The organism is Mesorhizobium sp. M7A.F.Ca.CA.001.10.2.1 (assembly GCF_003998575.1).
Lineage (GTDB): Bacteria > Pseudomonadota > Alphaproteobacteria > Rhizobiales > Rhizobiaceae > Mesorhizobium.
Map to the genome: position 1 here is coordinate 1 of NZ_RZQY01000496.1, position 4,523 is coordinate 4,523.

Genomic DNA, 4,523 nt, shown 5'->3' on the forward strand with positions numbered 1-4,523 from the left:
GCATGAAACCGTAGTCCTTGATCGTCGTGCCGCAGCCGGATGCAGTGATGACGATGGCATCGAGCCCGCCTTGTTCGATGGCGCGCGTCCAGGCATCGACATTCTGCCTCGCCGAGGCAAGCGCGGCCTGCTCGCGCCCCATATGATGCACCAGCGCGCCGCAGCAGCCCTCGCCCGGCGGCACCACGACCTCGACGCCGAGCCGCGTCAGCAGCGAAATCGTGGTGTCGTTGATGGCGGGATCGAGCACCGATTGCGCGCAGCCAGTGAGGATGGCGACGCGGCCTCTTTTGCTCCCCTGCCCGGCATGGATGCCTGGCGAGCCCATCGGCGAAGCTGCCGGGATCGAGGCCGGCGCGAGCTTGAGCATCGCACTGAGCGGCTTCAGCGCCGGAACCTTGTCGAACAAGCCTATAAACGGCTTGCCCAGCTTCGCCAGCTTGAGCGCGGCGCGAAACCGCTGGGGATAAGGCAGCACGAAGGCCAGCATGGCGCGGGTCAGTCGATCGAGCAGCGGCCGCTTGTAGGTCTCCTGGATATGGGCGCGGGCATGGTCGACCAGATGCATGTAGTTCACGCCCGACGGGCAGGTGGTCATGCAGGCGAGGCACGACAGGCACCGATCGATATGGGTGACGATCTGCTTGTCGGCGGGATGGCCATTTTCCAGCATGTCCTTGATCAGGTAGATGCGCCCGCGCGGTGAATCGAGCTCGTTGCCAAGCGTCACATAGGTCGGGCAGGTGGCGGTGCAGAAGCCGCAATGCACGCATTTGCGCAGGATCTTTTCCGATTCCGCGACATGCGGATCGGCAAGCTGGGCAAGCGAAAAATTGGTCTGCATCGCTAATGTCCTAGGCCATTCGGCCGGGATTGAGGATGTGCTTCGGGTCGAATTCTTGCTTCAGCCGCTGGCTGAGTGCGGCAAGTGCGGGCGGCTGCGGCTCGAACACCGGCAGAGCGGCGCGATGCGAAGGTGCGGCACGCACCAGCGTCGCATGGCCGCCGCCATGTTTTCTCAACAGTCCGCGCAGCAGGGCGGCTTCCGGATCGCCCTGTTCCATGCGCAGCCACACCAGCCCGCCCTGCCAGTCATAGTAGGCGCTGACGGCGGCCTGCATGCGCAGCGTCAGGACCATCTGGTGGCACTGTCCCGGCGTCATCGAGACACGCCAGACCGGTTTCTCGCTGTTGTCGGCGAAGGGCCTGCAATCGCGTACATCGCGCCAGATCAGCCGTGAAGCGTCACCGGCAATCTCCTGCAGCGGCCCAGCCTTGCCGAGCAGCGTTTTCAGCGCGGCGATGCGGTAGGCGACGGACGGGCCGAAGCCTTCGACACGCAGCAGCGTCGCGGCCTCACCGCCGAGACTGCCGCCGGCGACACGCGCGGCGATCCGCTCGGGCAGATGGGCGGCACTCGACACTTCAGCACTCGAGCCAAGCGCCAGGGCCATGGCGCTTGCTGCCGCATCGTCGAGCAGGCCACGAATGGCGAGCGTGACTTCGGCCTCGGCTGCCGGCAGCACCTTGAAGGTGACGTCGGTGAACACAGCCAGCGTGCCCCAGCTGTTGGCCATCAGCTTGGACATGTCATAGCCGGTGACGTTCTTGACCACGCGGCCGCCCGACTTGAAGGCTTCGCCACGACCGGACACCACATTGATGCCCAGGACATGATCGCGCGCCGCGCCCGCCTTGAGCCGGCGCGGACCGGAGAGGTTCGCGGCGAGCACGCCGCCGATCGTGCCCTTGCCCGGTTCGCCACCAAACAGCGGACCGTAATCCATCGGCTCGAAAGCGAGTTGCTGACCGTTTTCCGCCAGCAGCTTTTCGATCTCGGCCAGCGGTGTGCCTGCCTTGGCCGACAGCACCAGTTCAGCCGGTTCATAGAGCGTGACGCCAGAGAGTTTCGACAGGTCGAGCGTGTGTTCGGTTTGCAGCGGCCGGCCGATGCCGCGCTTGGAACCGTGGCCGAGGATTTCGAGCGGCGAGCCTTCCGCCGCTGCCCAGGCGACGGTGGAGAGGACTTCGGATGGTGTGGTTGGGGTGAAAGTAGTCAAAGCCTGTGCTCCCGAAGCCTTTCGAGCACGGCTTCGCCCCGTGGCGACAGCCGATAACCGACCTTGAGGCTCTCGGTGAGACCGAACTCCCCGAGCTTGCGGACATCCTGCTTGAACTTCAGCTTTTCGACGCCGGCCTTGTCGGCCAGGACAGCAGCCGGCAATTCCGGATGGGCGCCGATCGCCTGCAGGATCGACGGGAAGTAGCCGGGTGCCGTTTTGTCCCAGCGCGCAAAACGCTGGGTCAAGGCATGCCAGTCCTCATCGGAAAGCACGGCGTCGCCGCGCAGGCCAACGCGTTCGTCGGGCTCGATGCCTTTGAGCTCGATGCGATAGACCGGGGTACCGTCATCGGGGCCAAGCATCTCCTGAAGGGCTCCTCGGGACGGAAAGCCGGCTGCGGTCGCGTCTTTCTCCGTCAATTCGGAGCCGCTCGCGATCGAGATGTCCCCGATCCTAACCGCACCTGACGCCGTTCTGACCCGCCCGCCGGCCTTGACGGTCGGCCGCTTCCAGCGCCGAAAAGCGAGCGTCACTTCATTGCGCGCGATCTTGTCCAGCAAGGATTGTTTGAACAGCAACTCAAACCTCACTCGGGCATGGGTTCCTCGCCCCCGCAAAGCGGGGGAGAGGTGGCTCGGGCAAAGCCCGAGACGGAGAGGGGGGCGAATTCTATGCCAGACGCGAGTTCGGATATGCTGAGTTCCTTGGCGCCCCCCTCTGTCCTGCCGGACATCTCCCCCTCAAGGGGAGAGATCGGATGTCGCATATGGCTTCGCCAATCTCCAATGGTGACAAAAGGGCGAGGCGCGCGAGCTGCCAATCTCCCCCCTTGAGGGGGAGATGTCCGGCAGGACAGAGGGGGGTGTTCAAGCGCCGACATATCCCTCAAAACCTCGGAATGTCCGGAAACGGCAGCTTGCCGCCGGAAATGTGCATGCGGCCGAGTTCGGCGCATCGCCGCAGCTGCGGGAACACTTTTCCCGGGTTGAGCAGATGGTTGGGATCGAAGGCGCATTTGACGCGCATCTGCTGGTCGAGATCGATCTGGGTGAACATTTCCGGCATCAGGTCGCGTTTTTCCACGCCCACACCGTGTTCGCCGGTCAACACGCCGCCGACCTTGACGCAGAGCCGCAATATGTCGGCGCCGAAGCTTTCGGCCTTGTCGAGTTCGCCCGGTACGTTGGCATCGTAGAGGATCAGCGGATGCAGATTGCCGTCGCCGGCGTGAAAGACATTGGCGACGCCGAGACCGTATTTTTCCGACAGCTCGCGCATGCCGGCGAGCACGCGCGGCAGCTCCTTGCGCGGGATGGTGCCGTCCATGCAGTAGTAGTCGGGCGAGATGCGGCCGACGGCCGGAAACGCCGCCTTGCGGCCGGCCCAGAAGCTCAGCCGTTCATGTTCGGACTGCGAAATGCGGCAGGTGGTCGAGCCGTTCTTGTAGGCGATCGCCTCGACCAGACCGATCAGATGATCGACCTCGACGCCCGGCCCGTCGAGCTCGACGATCAGCAGCGCTTCGACATCCAGGGGATAGCCGGCATGGACGAAATCCTCGGCGGCGTGGATCGCCGGCCGGTCCATCATCTCCATGCCGCCCGGAATGATGCCGGCGCCGATGATGTCGGCGACGCACTGGCCGCCCTGCTCACTGGTCGGGAAGCCGATCAGCAGTGCGCGAGCCGTCTCCGGTTTCTTCAGGATGCGCACGGTGACCTCGGTGACGACGCCAAGCAGCCCTTCCGAACCCGTCATGACGCCGAGCAAGTCATAACCTTCCGCATCGAGGTGACTGCCGCCGAGCCGTACCACTTCGCCATTCATCAGCACCATCTCGATGCCGAGCACATTGTTGGCGGTAAGGCCGTATTTCAGGCAGTGCACGCCGCCGGAATTCTCCGCGACATTGCCGCCGATCGAGCAGGCGATCTGGGAGGATGGATCGGGGGCGTAGTAAAAGCCCTGCTGCTCGACGGCGGTGGTGATGCCGAGATTGGTGACGCCCGGCTGGGCAACGACAACGCGATTGGGGAAATCGATCTCGAGGATACGGTTGAAGCGGCTCATCACCAAAAGCACCGCGTCCTCGAGCGGCAGCGCGCCGCCCGACAGCGAGGTCCCGGAGCCGCGCGGCACGACGCGGACGTTGCGATCGTTGCAGTATTTCAGCACGCGCGAAACCTGCGCCACCGTTTGCGGCAGCACGACGACCAGCGGCAGCTGCCGATAGGCGGTCAGGCCGTCGCTCTCGAAGGCGCGCATGGAATTGGCGGCGTCGACGACGCCCTCACCCGGCACGATGATGCGCATGTCGGCGACGATCTCGTCGCGCCGGCGCATCGTGGCGTCGTCTGGTTTCGGCATGGCCAGGCCGGACATCAGCAGCCTCATTTCGCTTGACTGGTCAAAATCTTTTACCAGTGAAGCGCGTTGGGTGCAAATCCTGTGGTGGTTGGG

The 4,523-nt window shown here is 64.4% G+C and carries 4 protein-coding genes; all 4 read right to left on the reverse strand.

Annotation, left to right across the window (positions count from 1 at the left end):
• Positions 1-844, reverse strand: an 844-nt coding sequence (locus tag EN964_RS25645; protein ID WP_127276895.1) for a heterodisulfide reductase-related iron-sulfur binding cluster, incomplete at its 3' end; no start/stop codon positions are given.
• A gap of 10 nt (positions 845-854) precedes the next feature.
• Complete coding sequence (glcE, locus tag EN964_RS25650) at positions 855-2,060, reverse strand: glycolate oxidase subunit GlcE (RefSeq protein WP_127273428.1); 1,206 nt, start codon at positions 2,058-2,060, stop codon at positions 855-857.
• A complete protein-coding gene (locus EN964_RS25655) occupies positions 2,057-2,641 on the reverse strand; it encodes an ASCH domain-containing protein (protein ID WP_127270602.1) in 585 nt (194 codons plus the stop codon). The genes glcE and EN964_RS25655 overlap by 4 nt, the downstream gene beginning before the upstream one ends.
• Before the next feature lie 307 nt (positions 2,642-2,948).
• Positions 2,949-4,445, reverse strand: coding sequence for an FAD-linked oxidase C-terminal domain-containing protein (locus EN964_RS25670; RefSeq protein WP_127270604.1), 1,497 nt, complete (start codon positions 4,443-4,445; stop codon positions 2,949-2,951).
• Positions 4,446-4,523: the final 78 nt, after the last annotated feature.